General features: G+C 70.7%; 14 protein-coding genes. 9 read left to right on the top strand and 5 right to left on the bottom strand.

What is annotated here, in order from left to right:
* Positions 1 to 461: 461 nt before the first annotated feature.
* Entirely contained in the window at positions 462 to 710 is a 249-nt protein-coding gene (locus F1734_RS06040; protein ID WP_017680618.1) for a hypothetical protein, read from the top strand.
* Between the two features lie 18 nt (positions 711 to 728).
* On the opposite strand, the gene F1734_RS06035 is transcribed toward F1734_RS06040, so the two are convergent.
* Together F1734_RS06035 and F1734_RS06030 are read right to left on the bottom strand one after the other, a co-directional pair.
* Positions 729 to 1,064 (bottom strand): hypothetical protein, encoded by a 336-nt coding sequence (locus tag F1734_RS06035; protein WP_238424120.1) that lies wholly within the window; start codon positions 1,062 to 1,064, stop codon positions 729 to 731.
* Positions 1,065 to 1,189: 125 nt separating this feature from the next.
* Positions 1,190 to 2,167, bottom strand: a complete 978-nt coding sequence (locus F1734_RS06030) for an LLM class F420-dependent oxidoreductase (RefSeq protein ID WP_017680617.1) — start codon at positions 2,165 to 2,167, stop codon at positions 1,190 to 1,192.
* Positions 2,168 to 2,493: 326 nt separating this feature from the next.
* Here F1734_RS06030 and F1734_RS06025 point away from each other — a divergent pair, with 326 nt between their 5' ends.
* Both F1734_RS06025 and F1734_RS06020 read left to right on the top strand, forming a co-directional pair.
* Positions 2,494 to 3,087 (top strand): maleylpyruvate isomerase family mycothiol-dependent enzyme, encoded by a 594-nt coding sequence (locus F1734_RS06025; protein ID WP_203011432.1) that lies wholly within the window; start codon positions 2,494 to 2,496, stop codon positions 3,085 to 3,087.
* 163 nt (positions 3,088 to 3,250) lie between these two features.
* Complete coding sequence (locus tag F1734_RS06020; protein WP_124258734.1) at positions 3,251 to 4,528, top strand: MalY/PatB family protein; 1,278 nt, start codon at positions 3,251 to 3,253, stop codon at positions 4,526 to 4,528.
* On the opposite strand, the gene F1734_RS06015 is transcribed toward F1734_RS06020, so the two are convergent.
* The gene (locus F1734_RS06015; RefSeq protein WP_010593801.1) at positions 4,499 to 6,640 is read right to left on the bottom strand and encodes an NAD(+) synthase; all 2,142 of its coding nucleotides are present in this window, start codon (positions 6,638 to 6,640) and stop codon (positions 4,499 to 4,501) included. The genes F1734_RS06020 and F1734_RS06015 overlap by 30 nt on opposite strands.
* 190 nt (positions 6,641 to 6,830) lie before the next feature.
* Here F1734_RS06015 and F1734_RS06010 point away from each other — a divergent pair, with 190 nt between their 5' ends.
* On the top strand, positions 6,831 to 7,535 hold the full coding sequence (locus F1734_RS06010; protein WP_225222235.1) for a GAF and ANTAR domain-containing protein: 705 nt from the start codon (positions 6,831 to 6,833) through the stop codon (positions 7,533 to 7,535).
* Positions 7,536 to 7,540: 5 nt separating this feature from the next.
* Here F1734_RS06010 and F1734_RS06005 read toward each other — a convergent pair whose 3' ends face one another.
* Positions 7,541 to 8,287: a Mut7-C RNAse domain-containing protein gene (locus F1734_RS06005; protein WP_026137725.1), complete on the bottom strand. Its 747-nt coding sequence runs from the start codon at positions 8,285 to 8,287 to the stop codon at positions 7,541 to 7,543.
* Between the two features lie 307 nt (positions 8,288 to 8,594).
* Between F1734_RS06005 and F1734_RS06000 the strand changes: the two genes are divergently transcribed.
* The 5 genes from F1734_RS06000 to F1734_RS05980 all read left to right on the top strand — a co-directional run bounded on the left by F1734_RS06000 (position 8,595) and on the right by F1734_RS05980 (position 14,430).
* Positions 8,595 to 9,917: a nitroreductase/quinone reductase family protein gene (locus F1734_RS06000; protein WP_017680613.1), complete on the top strand. Its 1,323-nt coding sequence runs from the start codon at positions 8,595 to 8,597 to the stop codon at positions 9,915 to 9,917.
* A 193-nt stretch (positions 9,918 to 10,110) separates the two neighbouring features.
* Positions 10,111 to 10,674, top strand: a complete 564-nt coding sequence (gene ahpC, locus F1734_RS05995) for an alkyl hydroperoxide reductase subunit C (RefSeq protein ID WP_003936729.1) — start codon at positions 10,111 to 10,113, stop codon at positions 10,672 to 10,674.
* Positions 10,675 to 10,807: 133 nt separating this feature from the next.
* Positions 10,808 to 12,400, top strand: coding sequence for an alkyl hydroperoxide reductase subunit F (ahpF, locus tag F1734_RS05990; protein WP_017680612.1), 1,593 nt, complete (start codon positions 10,808 to 10,810; stop codon positions 12,398 to 12,400).
* A gap of 10 nt (positions 12,401 to 12,410) precedes the next feature.
* Positions 12,411 to 13,328 (top strand): LysR substrate-binding domain-containing protein, encoded by a 918-nt coding sequence (locus F1734_RS05985; RefSeq protein WP_017680611.1) that lies wholly within the window; start codon positions 12,411 to 12,413, stop codon positions 13,326 to 13,328.
* 58 nt (positions 13,329 to 13,386) lie between these two features.
* The gene (locus F1734_RS05980) at positions 13,387 to 14,430 is read left to right on the top strand and encodes a nucleoside hydrolase (RefSeq protein ID WP_274382444.1); all 1,044 of its coding nucleotides are present in this window, start codon (positions 13,387 to 13,389) and stop codon (positions 14,428 to 14,430) included.
* A gap of 99 nt (positions 14,431 to 14,529) precedes the next feature.
* Here the strand turns inward: F1734_RS05980 and F1734_RS05975 are convergent, their stop codons facing one another.
* Positions 14,530 to 15,930 (bottom strand): cation:dicarboxylate symporter family transporter, encoded by a 1,401-nt coding sequence (locus F1734_RS05975; RefSeq protein ID WP_026137724.1) that lies wholly within the window; start codon positions 15,928 to 15,930, stop codon positions 14,530 to 14,532.
* Positions 15,931 to 16,086 lie beyond the last annotated feature (156 nt).

Here is a 16,086-nt window from a genome sequence, read left to right as displayed (position 1 = left end):
TTCCCTGCATGGGCGTCAGCAACGCTGCGGTCATTATGCATGTCGACGGCCGGCACGTATCGCAGGGTCGGTCCCGAATGCGCGGGTCCTCGGAACGGCGGCCGGGCGCCGTCCGCGCCGCGTGCTCGAAATTCACCCCTGCTTTCACCCCGTTCGCGACGCTCGCTCCGGCACCGCGGCAAGCTCCGATGCGTTCCACCCGATGGAGGCTGTCGGACAGGCCGCACTCTCGTGCAGCCGGAGCCGTCGCCGCCGGCCCCTCCCCGGAGGGGAACGCGCCGGAACGTCGAGTGGGGATGCGGACCGGCGGGGCCGGTCACCGCGCAGGGGGCGGTGGCCGGCGTCCGGGCGCGGGCAGGCCGACTCTACGAAACCCAGAGTTCAAAATGCGGCCATCTGCCGGAGACCCGGCGCCGCGACACTGGAGGCACAAAGTGTCAACGACGGACGGGGAGACACTGATGTCCGAGAACTTCGCCCACCGACCCGACCCCCACTTCGCTCTGCCGCCCGCGGCGGTGCGCCACCCGGTACGCCTCGACGACCCCGCCCCGGCCCGCCCGGCGCCCGGCCTGCGTCCGCGGTTGGGCACCGTGCTCGGTACGGTCGTCTCCGCGGGGGCCGTCGCCACGATGGTCACCGGCTTCGTCGCGGTCGGTGCCGCCGCCACCGTCTCCGGCGTGATCTCGGCGGTGCGGCTCGGTCCCTGACCGTTCCGGCGAACTTCCTCAGTTGCCGAACTGCACGCTGTCGACGACGACGTCGGACCCGAACAGTTCGCGGGCACGGGCCAGGGCCGCGTGGCGCACCTCCGGTTCCGACAGCCTGATGGGCAGCGCCAGGGTCAGCAGCGAGGAACGACCGCCGGACCCGGGCCGGGTCCTGACCCGGCACACCCAGTCCACCGTTCCGCCCTCCCGGCGCGACGCCAGCTCGGTACGCGCGACGTCGCGGGCGGAACACGGCAGGGCAGGGCCGGTCGTGCGTTCGAGCTCGGCCACGAAATCCTCGAGACGCTCGGTGCGCCACTGACGCAGTCCGGCCACGCGCGGTTCGACGTACATCTCGACACCCTTCGACGCCGGACGACCGTCGGTTTGCGCCTGCCGGAGCACACCGCTAACGAGGCCTGCGGCGTCAGTGAGAACTGACTTCTACCGAGACCATCGCGGCGCGCGGCTCCCGCGTTTCACGAGCCCGGCAGCAGACTGCGCAGCGCCGGCAGCAACTCCTGTTCGGCCCACCGGATGAACGGTTCCTGCCGGTCACCGCCGATCTGGACGAGGGCGACCTCGGTGAACCCCGCCTCGACGAACGGCCGGATCTTGTCGACGTACTCGTCGATGTCGTCGCCGCACGGAAGTTGCGCCCCGACCTGTTCGGGCGTCACGAACTGGGTCGCGGCCGCGAACGAGGACGGCGCGGGCAGATCCGGGTTGACCTTCCAGCCGAGGCCGAACCAGCGGAACTGCTCGTGTGCCCGTCGCACAGCCGCGTCGCGGTCGGTGTCGTAGGAGACGGCGATCTGCCCGACCCGCGGTTTGCCCGCTCCCCCCGCCTCGTCGAACATCCGGGTCAGGTCCGGCTCGGGTTCGGTGGCGACCATCAGGTCGGCCTTCTCCCCGGCGAGGGAGCACGACCGCGCGCCGGAGACGGCGATCCCGATCGGCACCCGGTCCTCGGGCAGGTCGTACAGGTGCGCGGACTCGACGTCGAAGTAGTCGCCTCGGAAGTTCACGTTCCCGCCGTCGAACAGGGCCGAGATGATCTCCACGGCCTCGGCCAGCATCTCGTGCCGGGTGCCGACGGCGGGCCAGCCCTTGCCGACGACGTGCTCGTTGAGGTTCTCCCCCGCGCCCAGTCCGAGGCGGAAGCGGCCCCCGGACAGGATCTGCATCGTCGCCGCCTTCTGCGCCACCACCGCCGGGTGGTACCGCAGGATCGGGCACGTCACGTAGGTCATGAGCGGGATCCGCTCGGTGGCCTGCGCCGCGGCACCGAGGACGGACCACGCGTATCCGGAATGTCCCTGTTCCTCCAGCCACGGGTTGTAGTGGTCGCTGATCACCGAGAAATCGAAGCCGGCCTGCTCCGCCATCTGCACGTCGCGGACGAGGTGGTCGGGCCGGGACTGTTCGCAGAGCATGGTGTAGCCGAAGTCGGTCACTGTTCGTTTCCTCCCGTGGTCGGTGTCGGGCGCCGCGCCGGGGCCGGCGATCCGTCCCTGTCGAATACCCACCGGTCGTCTCGGTACACGACAGTCGGGCAGGAGCCGTGGCCGCGGCTCCACCGTCCCCCGATGAGTTCGTCCCGTCCGCGGAGTCTCAACTCTCGCATCACCGTCATCGCCGGCGCGGGTGCTTCGACTGCGGAAGGTTCGGAATATCGATGACACGCGCCCGCCGAGGCGCTCGTCCGAGCCCCGCGCCGGCTTCCTCGTCTCGCGTTGCGAGCTCGAGGATCACCTTGCCCACCGCGTGAAAGGGACCTGCTGTGAACCTGCAATCCGGGGTCGCGCCGACCTACGACGGCCTGGCCGACCTGCTCGCCTCCGTCCCCGCGGAGACCTGGGACGCGCCCTCGCTCTGCGAGAAATGGCAGGTGCGCCACGTGGTCGCGCACGCAACGATGCCGGCGCGGCTCACCCCCGAACAGTTCGGAGCCGAGATGGCGGCGGCGGGCGGCGACTTCACCGTGCTGTCCGACACCGTGGCCGCCCGCGACGCGTTCCTTCCGGTCTCCGAACACCTGGCCCATCTCCGGTCGCCGCTGCTGCACGCGTGGCAGCCGCCGGGCGGCGGCGCGGCCGGCGCGCTCAGCCATGCAGTGATCCACTCCCTCGACGTCACGGTCGCGCTCGAGCGGCCGACGGTTGCCCCGGCCGAGGCCGTGGTAGCCGTCCTCGACCAGCTCACCGCCGCGAACGGCGCAGTGTTCGGGGTCGACCTGACCGAGGTCCGGCTCGAAGCCGACGACGCCGACTGGAGCTGGGGCAGCGGCGAGGTGGTGCGGGCCGACAGCGGCCGCCTGGTGGCACTGCTGAGCGGCCGCACCCTGCCCGACGGCCGCACCCTGCGCCGTGACTGACCGACGGGCCGACTCGAAGGCACCCGGGTCGCCGTCTCCCACAGCAGGGTGACGGAGCATCGGCCCCGGGTCGGATTTCGGGTTCGCCTCCGCCCGATCCGCGCCGCGGGCACACTCACTGCATGGACCGTTCGGCCACCCGACGAGGAACGACGCCGACCGGATGCGGATCGCCGCACCGGAGACGACCTCGACCCGGGGATCCCCGTTGACCGGAGCGTCACCCGCGCCGGAAGCCCGGCAACCCGGATTCGACGACCTCGAGATCGGTGATCTCGTCCGCCGCACCGGCGTCAAGTGGGCACGCGCCGTCCGCGCCGGGGCCCTCCCGGCCTGGGTCGCCGACATGGACTTCCCGATCGCCCCCTCGATCCGGGACGCGCTGTGCGACGCGGCCCGGTCGGGAGAGCTCGGCTACCCCGACTGGGCCGGCGGCACCCCGCTGCGCGCGGAGTTCGCCCGGCGGATGCAGTCCCGGTACGGATGGACGATCGACCCCGCCGACGTGCGGGAGCAGACCGATCTCATCCAGGCGCTGCAGCTGATCCTGCATGTGCACACCGAGCGCGGCGACGGTGTCGTCATCCAGACCCCGAACTACCCGCCGTTCCTGGCCACGATCGCGACCATGGGCCGCAGGACCGTCGAATTCCCGTTCGTCGACACCCCGGAGGGGTGGCGGCTCGACTTCGACGCGCTCCGGGCCTCGCTCGTCGCCGAACGCCCGAAAGTGCTCGTCCTGGTCGACCCGCACAACCCGACGGGACGGGTCCACACCCGTCCCGAACTCACCCGCATCGCCGAACTTGCCGCCGAGTTCGACCTGCTCGTCGTCAGCGACGAGATCCATGCGGAGCTGATCTACGCGCCCCACCGGCACATCCCGTTCGCGTCGATCGGTGCGGACGCGGCGGCGCGGACGATCACCCTCACCTCGGCCGGCAAGGCATTCAACATCGCCGGCCTGCGCTGTGCCGTCGCGCACTACGGGTCGAAGCAGTTGCTTGCCGTGCGGGACCGAGAACCGCCCGACCTGTACGGCACCGTCTCGACCCCTGCCGTGCTCGGCACCCTGGCCGCATGGCGACACGGCCAGGACTGGCAGGAGGCCCTGCTCCGCGTGCTCGACCGCAACCGCCGGCGGGTCGACACGGTCCTGCGTGAGCACCTGCCGGAAGCCCGCCACCATCGGCCGGAGGGCACCTACCTCAGCTGGGTCGATGTCTCGGCTCTGGCCGTCGACGATCCGGTCCGCCGGATCCGGGACCTCGGCCGGGTGCTGGTCGACGGCGGCCGACCCTTCGGACGTTCGGCAGAAGCGTTCGTGCGCATCAACTTCGCCACGTCGGGGGCCGTCCTCGAGCACATCCTCGACGGTGTCTCGGCGGCGCTGCGCGGCCGGCGAGCCGACTCACCGCTGACCGATCTCCTCGGCACCTGAGCAGTCCCGGTCGCGCGGCACCTCCCGCTCGAGTTCGTCGAGCCAGATGCGCGCGGACGCATCCGAGGGCGCGCGCCAGTCCCCGCGCGGTGAGAGCGAGCCACCGGCAGCCACTTTCGGACCGTTCGGCATCGCGGACCGCTTGAACTGACTGAAGGCGAAGAACCGCTGGACGAACACGCCCAGCCACCGCCGGATCTCGGGCAGGTCGTACGCGCGGCGGGCATGCTCGGGATGGCCGGCCGGCCAGTCCCCGGCACCGGTCTCGTGCCAGGCCTGCCACGCCAGGTAGGCGATCTTCGACGGCCGGAACCCGAAGCGCAGCACCTGGAACAGGAAGAAGTCGTGCAGGTCGTACGGACCGATCGCGGCCTGGGTGCTCTGCGGTGTCTCCCCCTCCCCGACCGGGACCAGCTCGGGACTGATCTCGGTACCCAGGACGGCCTCGAGAACGGTGCCGACCTCGGCGTGGAACTGCCCGGACGAGACGACCCAGCGGATCAGATGCTGGATCAACGTCTTCGGCACCCCGGCGTTGACGTTGTAGTGCGACATCTGGTCCCCGACGCCGTACGTCGACCAGCCCAGTGCGATCTCCGACAGGTCCCCCGTCCCGAGCACCAGCCCACCGCGCTGGTTCGCGGCCCGGAACAGGTAGTCGGTGCGCAGCCCGGCCTGGATGTTCTCGAACGTGATGTCGTAGACCCGCTCCCCGCGCGCGAACGGGTGACCCAGGTCCTCGAGCATCACGCGGGCGGCACGGGTGATGTCGATTTCCTCGAGCGTCACCCCGAGCGCGCGGCACAGCCGGCGGGCGTTCTCCCGGGTCCGGTCGCTCGTCGCGAACCCCGGGAGGGTGAAGGCGAGCACGTCCTCACGCGGACGGCCGAGCCGGTCCATCGCCTTGACCGCCACGATGAGCGCGTGGGTGGAATCGAGTCCGCCCGACACCCCGATGACGACCTTCGGCCCGCCCGCCGTCGGACCACTCAGCGCACGCAGGCGCTGTTCGAGCCCCGCGACCTGGATGTTGTAGGCCTCGTAACAGTCGTGCTCGAGGCGGGCCGGGTCGGCGGGCACGAAGGGGTAGCGCTCGACCCGGCGTCGCAGGCCGATGTCGGTGAGCGGGGGTGCGAGGGTGAACGTGATGCGGCGGAACGCGTCGAGACGGGCGGCGTGACGACGCCGGTTGTCGTCGAAGGTGCCCATGCGGGTGCGCTCGTTGCGCAGCAGCTCGAGGTCGACGTCGGCCACCGCGTGCTGTTCGCCGCGCGGGAACCGCTCGGTCTCGGCGAGCAGCATCCCGTTCTCGTACACCATTGCCTGCCCGTCCCAGGACAAATCGGTGGTGGACTCCCCCGCTCCCGCCGCGCAGTACACGTAGGCGGCCAGGCACCGCGACGACGCCGAACGAGCCAGCAGATGCCGGTCCTCGGCGCGGCCGACGGTGATCGGACTGCCCGACAGGTTCGCCAGCACCGTGGCGCCGGCCAGAGCGGCCTCCGCGCTGGGTGGGATCGGCACCCACATGTCCTCGCAGATCTCCACGTGCAGCACCAGACCGGGAACATCCGTGGCCTCGAACAGCAGGTCGGGACCGAACGGAACCTCGTGACCGGCGAGGCGAACCGTGCCGCGCACGTCGTCGCCCGGTGCGAGCTGCCGGCGCTCGTAGAACTCCCGATACGTCGGCAGATACGACTTGGGTGCGACCCCCAGGATCCGCCCGCGGTGCACGACCGCCACCACGTTGTAGATCCGGTGCCGGGGCCGCAACGGCAGCCCCACCAGCAGGACGGGCAGGAGGCCCGCCGAGCCGGCGACGACCTCCGCCAGTGCCCGCTCGGCCGCCTCCAGCACCGTGTCCTGCATCGACAGGTCCTCGATCGAGTACCCGGTCAGCGTCAGCTCGGGAAACACCGCGAGCCCGACCCCGTCGTCGTGGCAGACCCGTGCGGCCCGCAGCACCGTCGCCGCGTTGGCCGCCGGGTCGACGATCGCCGTCGGCGTCGCGCAGGCCGCGACCCGCAGGAAGCCGTGGCGGTAGCTGGACCGGAACTCGGCTCTCGCCTCGGTGTCGGGGACGTCCCGAGGGCCGGCTTCCTCGTTCATCGCACAGCCTCCTTGCTCGCGCCCGCGGCGCCCGGATCGCGTGATCGAATCCTAGGGATCCGGCCGCTCGGCGCCACCCGGGGCCGTGGAGCGGTCCGGATCCGGACTTTCGCGGCATCATCTCGGCGTTCCGGGGAACACTTGCAGTACGGAAGAATCGGGATACGTCCGCGCGGCCCAGGGGGTGGTGATGGCCTACCGGCACGAGGAGTTCGTCGCTGCGCTGTCGAAGTTCGCGCAGCGCCTGCTGACCCCGTACGAGGTCGACGCCGCTCTCGACGCAGTCGTGGGCAAGGTGACCTCCGTGCTCGAACTGACAGGAGCGGGAGTGACTCTGCACGTCGACGGCCGGCTCCGGTTCGTCACCGCCGCCGGCGAACAGGTCGACGCGATGGAGCGGTGCCAGGAACGATTCGACGCCGGACCGTGCGCGCACGCCTTCACCCACGGCGAGACCATCGCCGTCGCCGATGTCCGCGGCCGCGACGACCTGTGGCCGGAATTCGCCGCCGAGGCGCGGCGGCTCGGGATCGCCGCCGTCGCCGGTGTCCCGATGCAACTCGGCGAGGTCAAGGTCGGCGCCCTGGACCTCTACTGCCGCGAACCCCGGGAATGGGCCGACGACGAGCTCGCCGCCGCGCAGGTGTTCGCCGACATGGCCACCGGCTACATCGTCAACTCCGACAAGATGCGCCAGCAGGAACAACTCTCGGCGCAGCTGCAGACCGCGCTCGACACCCGCATCGTCGTCGAGCAGGCCAAGGGCATCACCGCGCAGGCCCGCGGCGTCACCCCGGCTGCGGCATTCGAGCTGATCCGCTCCTACGCGCGCCGCCGTCAGGCGCCGGTGCGCGCCGTCGCCCAGGCGATCGTCGAGGTCGGTCTGCGCGTCTGAGCGCGTCAGAGCTCCGCATCGATCTCCCGCACGAGGGCGACCAGATTCCGGTGGTGCGAGCCCGCCCAGTAGATCCGGCCGCAGTCCGTGCAGCGGGAGAATTCGTCGTAGAAGCGGCGGGTGAGCGGCTCGAGCTGATCGAGCACCTCCTCCTTGGACACGGCGACGAGCCTGCCGTTGCAGCGCAGGCATCGGGTGAACGGAGCGAACCGTGCCCCGAGATCGAGCCGGCGCACGACCTCGACGATCTGTTCGAGCGGACGGTCGGCGTGCACGAACAGCCCGTGGGTGATCTCCCGGCGCTCGAGCAGTCCCCGGTCGCGGGTCAGCAGGATCCGCTGATGGGCACTCCCGATCCGCGCCAGTTCCGCGTCGTCCATGTCCGACGTCCAGATCACGTCGAACCCGAGCAGCCGGAGCAGGCGTGCGAGCCGGCCCAGGTTCACGTCGACCACGAACCGGGGCTCCCGCAGCGGAACCGGGCGCAGCCGGGTGATCGGTTCGATGTCGAGCGCCTCGAACAACGGATAGACCGCGATGCGGGCACCCGGCCGCGGGCGGTACGCGAAGTCCACCGGCTCCCCGTCGACCACGATCAGATCGATCTCCGTGTGCGGGATGCCCATCGCCTCGACGACGTCCTTGACCGTCTGGTGGCTCCGGAACGGCCGTCGCACCGCGACGCCCCGCGACTCGGGCGCGACGAAGTCGTTCAACTCGGCGTACGCCCGGACCTCGACATGGCCGGTCATCGAACGATGGTCGCGCGGAGCGGGCATCGGCACAACCTCCCGGAGGCGCGCGGTCAACGCGGAACGTGGCCCCGCGTCGCAGGCATGCGCCGGACGACGTGGATCGAAGTCGAGCAGGGCTGAATACACTGACCGGAGATCGGTTCACTGCGCTGCCGGACAGAGAACCGGAGAGGGGTTCGGATCGCCCATCCTTCGGCGGGGCGATCCTGGCACTGCGGGCCGCCCGGGCTCGCGACCGGCTCGCGGCGTGGCAGCACGCCACCCGGCTCCGCCTGCCTGACGATCACCACCGCAGGAGTACCCGATGACCTCTCGCACCGGACCGCACCGGATCGCCCCCGGCGTCCACCTCCTCCGGGCCGGGCGGACTGCCGCCGCCCCCAACGTCTACCTGCTCGGGTCGGCAGCGAGGTGGGTGCTGGTGGACGCGGCCTGGTCCGGCAGCGCCGAGATCGTCACCGCGGCAGCAGAGTCGTTGTTCGGCCGGGGCACGAAACCGGCGGCGATCGTGCTGACCCACATCCATCCGGACCACTGCGGGGCGGCCGGGGCGCTGGCCCGGACCTGGCGGGTGCCGGTGTACGTGCACCCCGCCGAGCTGCCGATGGCGGCGGGCCGCTACCTGCCGGAGTTCACGATGCCGCTGGACCGGTGGGTGGTGGCCCCACTGATGCGACTGCTGCCCCGGCGAACTCGGGCACGGATCGAGCACGCAGGCGACATCACCGACGTCGTGCGCCCGCTGGAGCCGGGCGGCGCGGTGCCGGGGCTGCCGGACTGGCAATGGGTGCACACCCCCGGGCACACCCCTGGGCACGTGGCCTACCTGCGGCGCAGCGACGGCGTGCTGATCACCGGGGACGCCACCGTGACCGTGGACCTGAACTCGGTCACCGGGGTGCTGACGGGCCGGCAGCGGCTGGCCGGGCCACCCCGGTACACCACCTGGAGCCGGCCGGCGGCAGTGCGGTCCGTCGCTGCCCTGGCGGCGCTGCAGCCGCAGATGCTCGCCCCCGGGCACGGGCTGCCGCTGACGACCGGGACGGCCGGGGCGCTGCACCACCTGGCCCGGCAACTCGACCGCCCCCGGACCGGTCGGTTGCGCAGGCTCCGGAGCGCCGTGGCCGCGCCCCGTTACGGCGGAGCGGGCCGGTATCGGCCCCCACCGCCGGTGTACGCGCGGCTGCAGTGGCTCGGCCACGCACTGACCCGGCTGCGGCTCAGCCCGCGGAATGTCGTGACGCTGGAGGTCCCCGGCCGTCGCTCCGGTGTCGTGCGCCGGACCAATCTGCTGCTGCTGGACCACGACGGCGAGCAGTACCTGCTGTCGCTGGCCGGCCAGTCCCAGTGGGCCCGCAACGTGCGGGCTGCCGCCGGGCGCGCACTGCTGGTCCGCGGTCGCCGACGTCGGGCGGTCACCCTGGTCGAGGTACCGGTCCCCGGCCGCGCCGACATCCTCCGCGCCTACCTGCTGCGGGGCGGACGGGAACCCGGCCACCGGAAGATCGCTCGGGAGGCGGACATGTACTTCGGCCTGGCCGGTGCACCCACCCGGGCGGAACTCGCGGCCGTGGCCTCGCGCTACCCGGTGTTCCGCGTCACCGACACCGCCTCGCAGCAGTCGTGATATCGGTCACGTCTCGACGCGCGTGCCCCTGCGCCTGGACGGCGGTTCGGTCGCCCAACTGGGGTTTCGCCGCGCCGATCGGATCGATAGATGCAGACTATCAATCGAATGCAGTCGATCGATTGGCCCTGCCTATCGAAACTCGTTAGTGTTTGAAAGGTCAGAATCCCTATCGACCGAACAGAGGTTCAACGTGGCCCTGATCAACAAGCAGATCAAGCCCTTCTCCGCGACCGCCTACCAGGAGGGTGGTTTCATCTCCGTCTCCGACGAGGACATCAAGGGCAAGTGGGCGATCTTCTTCTTCTACCCGGCCGACTTCACCTTCGTCTGCCCGACGGAGCTCGGTGACCTTGCCGACCACTACGAGGAGCTGCAGAAGCTCGGCGTCGAGGTCTTCTCGGTCTCCACCGACACCCACTTCACGCACAAGGCGTGGCACGACTCCTCCGAGACCATCGGCAAGATCAAGTACGCCATGATCGGCGACCCGACCCTGCAAATCAGCACCGACTTCGAGGTGCTGCGCGAGAACGAGGGCCTGGCCGACCGCGGCACCTTCCTCGTCGACCCCGACGGCATCGTCCAGTTCATGGAGGTCACCGCCGAGGGCATCGGCCGCAACGCCGCCGAGCTCGTCCGCAAGGTCAAGGCCGCTCAGTACGTCCGGTCGCACCCGGGCGAGGTCTGCCCGGCCAAGTGGGAAGAGGGCGCCGAGACCCTCGCCCCGTCGCTGGACCTCGTCGGCAAGATCTGACACCTCCGGATCCGACCTTCCTGCGGCGCGGGGCCCGGCCCACATCGGGCCCCGCGCTCCCGGAGCGCCGAGCCACCCGGCGCCGTGCCGAATTCCGATCACCGTTCCCCACCCGTCGATGGAGTAGATACCCATGCTCGAAGCCTCGCTCGCCGGCCAACTGAAGTCCCTCCTCGAGCGGCTGACCCTGCCGATCGAGCTCGTGTCCTCCCTCGACGACGGACCCAAGTCCGCCGAACTCGCCGCCCTTCTCGACGAGATCGCGGCGATGTCGGACAAGATCACCCACGAGCGCCGCGACGACGACGCACGACGCCCCTCGTTCGCCATCCACCGGGTCGGCACCGATATCGAGGTCCGCTTCGCCGGCATCCCGCTCGGTCACGAGTTCACCTCCCTCGCACTCGCTCTCCTCCAGGTCGGCGGTTACCCGTCGAAGGAGCCGGAGGAACTGCAGCAGCAGGTCCGCGACCTGGACGGCGAACTGCACTTCGAGACCTACTTCTCGCTCTCCTGCCAGAACTGCCCGGACGTCGTGCAGGCCCTGAACCTGATGTGCGTGCTCAATCCGCGCATCACGCACGTCGCCATCGACGGCGCCCTGTTCCAGGACGAGGTCGACGGACGCCAGGTGATGGCCGTACCGACGGTGTATCTCAACGGGGAACTGTTCGACTCGGGCCGCATGAGCCTCGAGCAGATCGTCGGCAAGCTCGACACCGGCGCCGCAGACCGCGCGGCCGCCGCGATCGCCGAGAAGGACCCGTTCGACGTACTCGTCGTCGGCGGCGGACCGGCCGGCGCCGCAGCCTCGATCTACGCCGCCCGCAAGGGAATTCGCACCGGACTCGCTGCCGAGCGCTTCGGCGGCCAGGTGCTCGACACGATGGCGATCGAGAACTTCGTCTCCGTGCCCTACACCGAAGGTCCCCAGCTCGGCGCCGCGCTCGAGAATCACGTCCGTCAGTACGACGTCGACGTCATGAACCTGCAGCGAGCCGCGAAGCTCGTGCCGGCGACCACCGAGGGCGGCCTCGTCGAGGTCGAACTGGACAGCGGCGCCTCCCTCCTCGCCCGTACCGTGATCCTGTCCACCGGCGCGCGGTGGCGCTCGATGAACGTGCCCGGCGAGACCGAGTACCGCAACAAGGGCGTGACCTACTGCCCGCACTGCGACGGACCGCTGTTCAAGGGCAAGCGCGTCGCCGTGATCGGCGGCGGCAACTCCGGTGTGGAGGCCGCCATCGACCTCGCCGGCGTCGTCGCGCACGTCACGCTCATCGAATTCGACTCGGTGCTGCGCGCCGACGAGGTGCTGCAGCGCAAGCTGCGCAGCCTGCCGAACGTGGACATCGTCGTCAGCGCACTGACCACCGAGGTCCTCGGCGACGGCACCAAGGTCACCGGACTGACCTATCAGGACCGCGCCACCGAGACGTCGCACACGCTCGAGCTCGAGGGCGTCTTCGTCCAGATCGGTCTGCTGCCCAACACCGAGTGGCTCGCCGGGACGGTCGAGCTGTCGCCGCGCGGCGAGGTCGTGATCGACGACCGCGGCCAGACCTCGGTGCCGGGTGTGTTCGCGGCCGGTGACTGCACCACGGTGCCGTACAAGCAGATCGTCATCGCCGCCGGTGCCGGCGCGACCGCGGCGCTCGGCGCGTTCGACCACCTCATCCGCACCAGCGCCCCGGCCGAGGACTCGGTCGCCGCGACCGTCCGGTAGTTCGTCCGTCGTGAACCTGCGTGATCTCGAGTACCTGGCCGCGGTGGCGCACCATCGCCACTTCGGCCGGGCGGCGGAGGCCTGCTTCGTCAGTCAGCCGACGCTGTCGACCCAGATCCGCAAGCTCGAACAGGAACTCGGCGTCGAACTCGTCGAGCGGAGCCCGCGTCAGATCACCCTGACCGGCGCGGGCACGCAGATCGTGGAGCGGGCCCGGATCATTCTGAGCGAGACCGCGAACATCCGCGAGATCGCCCGGCAGTTCTCCGACCCGGAGTCGGGCACGCTCCGCATCGGCCTGTTCCCGACCCTCGCCCCGTACCTGCTCCCGCACGTCGTGCCGTCGGTACGGGCGAGGTTTCCCGATCTCGAACTGCTGTTGATCGAGGAGAAGACCGAGGACCTGCTCGAACGGCTCCGCCGCGGCGACCTCGACGTCTGCGTGCTCGCACTGCCGATCGACGACGACCACCTGCACCAGGAGTACCTGTTCTCCGAGGACTTCGTGCTCGCCGTCCCGGCCTCCCATCCGCTGGCCGGCACACCCGAACCTGCCCCCGTGTCGGTGATCGCGGACGAGAGCCTGCTGCTGCTCGAGGACGGTCACTGCCTGCGGGACCAGGCCCTCGAGGTGTGCCGGCTGACCGGAGCCGCCGAACGCAACGGCTTCCGGGCGACGAGCCTCGAGACCCTGCGGCAGATGGTGATCGCCGGGGTGGGGGTGACCCTGCTGCCGCGCCTGGCCGTCACCACCCCGGTCGCCCAGCCCCCGGAGATCCGGCTGCTGCGGTTCGCCGAGCCCGTCCCGCGTCGCCACATCGGCATGTTCTGGCGCAAGACCAGCGGCTTCCGCGACTTCCTGCCGCAGCTTGCCGAGATGTTCCGCCGGCTCCCCGAGGGTCTGGTCGACCCGACACCACCCTCCTGAGCGGGAGTCCGCGGCACCGGCCGTGCCGGGCCGCGGGCACGTGCTGCAGGATGGGCGGGTGCCCGAACCCATCCGCCTCGTCGCCGACGTCGACACCGGCATCGACGATGCTCTCGCCCTGCTCTACCTGCTGGCGAGTCCGGAAGCGGAGATCGCCGCGGTGCTCTCCACCGCCGGGAACGTGCCCGTCCCGCAGGTGACCGCGAACAACCTGGCGTGGCTGCAGGTGTGCGGCAGACCGGACATCGAGGTCGCCGTCGGATCGGAGGCCCCACTCGTCGCGCCGCTGATGACCACCGAGGACACGCACGGCCCGCTCGGCGTCGGTTACGCCGACCTGCCCGCCCCCGGTCACGGCCCGTCGGGCCGCAGCGCCGCCGAGGCGTGGGTGGAGCTGGCCCGCGCCCACCCCGGCGAACTCGTCGGCCTCGTCACCGGTCCGCTCACCAACCTGGCGCTGGCCGTCCGGCTCGATCCGCAACTCCCCCACCGGCTGCGCCGCCTGGTCGTGATGGGCGGGGCGTTCAACTATCCGGGCAACACCACACCCACCTCGGAATGGAACGTCGCGGTGGATCCGGAGGCCGCGAAGGCGGTGTTCGACGCATTCTCCGCCGTGGCACCCGGCCGCCGGCCGATCGTGTGCTCCCTCGATACCACCGAGTCGATCGCGATGCGGCCCGATCACCTGCGACGTCTGGCCGAGGCCGCGGGAAGCGTCCCGGCCGAGCTCCTCTCGCCGGACGATCCGCGCGGTCTGCGCTCGCGGGCGTCCAACCCGATCGTGCGGCACCTGGCCGATGCGCTGCGCTTCTACATGGAGTTCCACCGCGACCAGGGTCAGGGCTTCCTGGCCCACGTCCACGATCCGTTCGCGGCGGCGGTCGCCCTCGGAACGGTGCCCTTCACCACCCGCCCGGCGACCGTCGACGTCGAACTCGACGGCCGGCTCACCCGCGGCACCACCGTCGCCGACTGGTCCGGCATGTGGGGCCGGCCGCCGAACGCCGAGATCGTCGTCGCCACGGACCCGCAGGTCTTCTTCGATCACCTCGTCGAACGGGTCGGCGCCCACGTCGCGGCCCGGTTCCGTCCGGCCTGACCCGCACTCGCGCGTGCGTGTGGCCGAATGTCACACCGGTTCGATCTGATCGACCCGGTGTGACATTCGGCCACAGTGGATTCCGCGAGCGGTACCGCGTCAGGCGCGCGCCAGGACCTTCGCCTCCTCGACCACGACGGCAGGTTTCGCGTCGGCCGGGCCGTGGCCGTCGTCGACCATCGTCTCCTCGTCGAACGGGATACGGCCGGCGAGGACGTCGCGGACGCGACCGCGGTCGACGGTTCCGGTCCACGTTCCCACCAGCAGGGTGGCGACGGCGTTGCCGGAGAAGTTGGTGACCGCGCGCGCCTCGGACATGAACCGGTCGATGCCGACGATGAGGCCGACGCCGTCGAGCAGCTCCGGACGGTGGCTCTGCAGGCCGCCGGCGAGCGTGGCCAGGCCCGCCCCGCTCACCCCGGCCGCGCCCTTCGACGCGACGATCATGAACACCAGCAGGGAGAGCTGCTCGGCCAGCGACAGCGGCGAACCGAGCGCGTCGGCGATGAACAGCGAGGCCATCGTCAGGTAGATGGCGGTGCCGTCCAGGTTGAACGAGTAGCCGGTGGGCACGACGACACCGACGGTCGTGCGCTCGACCCCGACATGCTCCATCTTCGCGATGAGCCGCGGCAGCGCGGACTCGGACGAGGACGTCGCGAAGATCAGCAGGTACTCGCGGGCCAGGTACTTGACCAGCTTGAAGATCGACACCCCGGCCACCATCCGCAGCAGGGAGCCGAGCACACCGAACACGAACAGCACGCACGTGAGGTAGAACCCGATCATCAGGGTGCCGAGCTGGACGACCGCGCCGAGACCGGTCTGCCCGACCACGTTGGCGATGGCGCCGAAGGCACCGATCGGAGCGAGCCACAGGATCATCGACAGGATCTTGAACACGAGCTTCTGCACGTAGCCGATGCCGCGCAGGACCGGCTCGCCGGACTTGCCGAGTGCCTGCAGCGCGAAGCCGACCAGCAGCGCGACGAACAGGGTCTGCAGCACACTACCCTCGGTCAGCGCCGACAGCAGCGACGTGGGGATGATCGACGCGACGAAGTCCATGGTCCCGCCCGCGGCATGGGCTTTGTCGGCCAGCGCGGCGCCGGCGCCGGCGGCCTCCGGGGACAGGTTGAGGCCGCTGCCCGGATCGAGCAGGTTGCCCACCCCCAGGCCGATGCCCAGCGCGACGGTGGACATGCCGAGGAAGTACACCATCGCCAGGCCGCCGACCTTGCCGACGCTGGCAGCGGCCCGCACCGAGCCGATGCCGAGGACGATCGTGCAGAAGATGACCGGGCTGATCATCATCTTGATGAGGTCGACGAACATCGTGCCGAGGACGCCGAACGACTTGCCGACGTCCGGGGCGAGCCAGCCGACGAGGACGCCGGCCACCACTGCCACGATGACACCGACGTAGAGCCAGTGCGTGCGGTCTCTGCGCTGGGCCGGTGGCGTGGCGCCGGGTGCCCGGGAGTCTGGTGACGTGCTCATGGCGGATCCTCTCGGATGGGCGGTTCGGGGGCTTCGTGATCGCGGTCACGTTCCTGATAGAAATGGTGGTGTCGCAGCCTCACCCGGTGAAGGTTGCGTTCATTTCGTTCAGGTGATGTCGCGCTCACGAGGCGGACCCACCGGCATCCGGAAGGA

This window comes from Rhodococcus ruber (assembly GCF_016804345.1).
Classification (GTDB): domain Bacteria; phylum Actinomycetota; class Actinomycetes; order Mycobacteriales; family Mycobacteriaceae; genus Rhodococcus; species Rhodococcus ruber.
Note: the sequence above shows the minus strand (reverse complement) of the source record. Positions and strands in the feature narration are given on the sequence as shown.

Bases quoted from the DNA above. Each gene is read 5' to 3' on its own strand.
- F1734_RS06040 (WP_017680618.1), top strand. From the start codon at position 462: ATGTCCGAGAACTTCGCCCACCGACCCGACCCCCACTTCGCTCTGCCG.
- F1734_RS06035 (WP_238424120.1), bottom strand. From the start codon at position 1,064: ATGTACGTCGAACCGCGCGTGGCCGGACTGCGTCAGTGGCGCACCGAG.
- F1734_RS06020 (WP_124258734.1), top strand. From the start codon at position 3,251: ATGCGGATCGCCGCACCGGAGACGACCTCGACCCGGGGATCCCCGTTG.
- F1734_RS06015 (WP_010593801.1), bottom strand. From the start codon at position 6,640: ATGAACGAGGAAGCCGGCCCTCGGGACGTCCCCGACACCGAGGCGAGA.
- F1734_RS06010 (WP_225222235.1), top strand. From the start codon at position 6,831: ATGGCCTACCGGCACGAGGAGTTCGTCGCTGCGCTGTCGAAGTTCGCG.
- F1734_RS06005 (WP_026137725.1), bottom strand. From the start codon at position 8,287: ATGACCGGCCATGTCGAGGTCCGGGCGTACGCCGAGTTGAACGACTTC.
- F1734_RS06000 (WP_017680613.1), top strand. From the start codon at position 8,595: ATGACCTCTCGCACCGGACCGCACCGGATCGCCCCCGGCGTCCACCTC.
- ahpF (WP_017680612.1), top strand. From the start codon at position 10,808: ATGCTCGAAGCCTCGCTCGCCGGCCAACTGAAGTCCCTCCTCGAGCGG.
- F1734_RS05975 (WP_026137724.1), bottom strand. From the start codon at position 15,930: ATGAGCACGTCACCAGACTCCCGGGCACCCGGCGCCACGCCACCGGCC.